We start from the raw sequence: 778 nt of genomic DNA on the forward strand, positions 1-778 counted from the left end.
CGGGGTCGTTGGTCGCGAGCGCCGCGGCTCTGGTACTCGTGTTCGCCCGTTACGACGCCCCGTCACCCCGCCTGGGCATAGTGGGGGCGGTCGCGGCGGCGCTGGTTCTGGCGGGAGCCTGGGCACTGGCCTGCCGGGTAGCGCCGCCGCTCGCGGGGCCGGCCAAGGCCCCCACGGGGGACACGGAGTCCGTCCCCGCCGCTCTCCCCGCCCCCTTCCGCGACCCGGGCCGCACGGCCGGTGCCGTACTGCTGGCGCTCACCCCGGTGACGCTGGCTCGGCTGGCGGGCGGTACGGAACCCACGGCGCTGGAAGGCGTCGGAATGCTGCTGGTCCTGATCGTGACGCTGAAGGTGGTGGGCCCGCTGCGGAAGGCGACCTCGCAGAAGGACGAGCGCCGGCGCCTGAAGGTGCTCATCGAGGACGCCAAGGCCGGCGAGGTGTACGGGCTTCGGGTGCGGGCCGGGCGTCCGACGTACGTGCGCTACAGCGAGCGCGGCGACAAGCCGGGGGAAGTGTCGGTGTCGCACTTCACGACGTACGCCTTCCAGCCGCTGCAGGGCGGCGAGGACATCCCGTTGGGCACGGCACGGTCCGAACTCGCTCGGGCGGGCGTGCTGTTGGGCGGCGAGGAGGGCTGGCTGATCTTGCCCAAGCGCTGGAAGCTGATCGAGGGGGCGCTCCCGGTGGGCTTCGTCGCGGACCACGGGGGCGTCGCGCTGCTGGGCTTGACGACCCCCGGTTCACTGCCGGCCGGTGCGACGCTGCACCCCACTAC

Annotated in this window: 1 protein-coding gene; it reads left to right on the forward strand. The window is 73.7% G+C overall.

Going from position 1 to position 778, the window contains the following annotated elements; genetic code table 11:
- Positions 1-778: hypothetical protein (locus ACL02U_RS32910; RefSeq protein WP_412794678.1), on the forward strand; the 778-nt coding region annotated here is incomplete at both ends.

Origin of the sequence: Streptomyces sp. MS06 (genome assembly GCF_047200655.1) — a bacterium.
Lineage (GTDB): Bacteria > Actinomycetota > Actinomycetes > Streptomycetales > Streptomycetaceae > Streptomyces.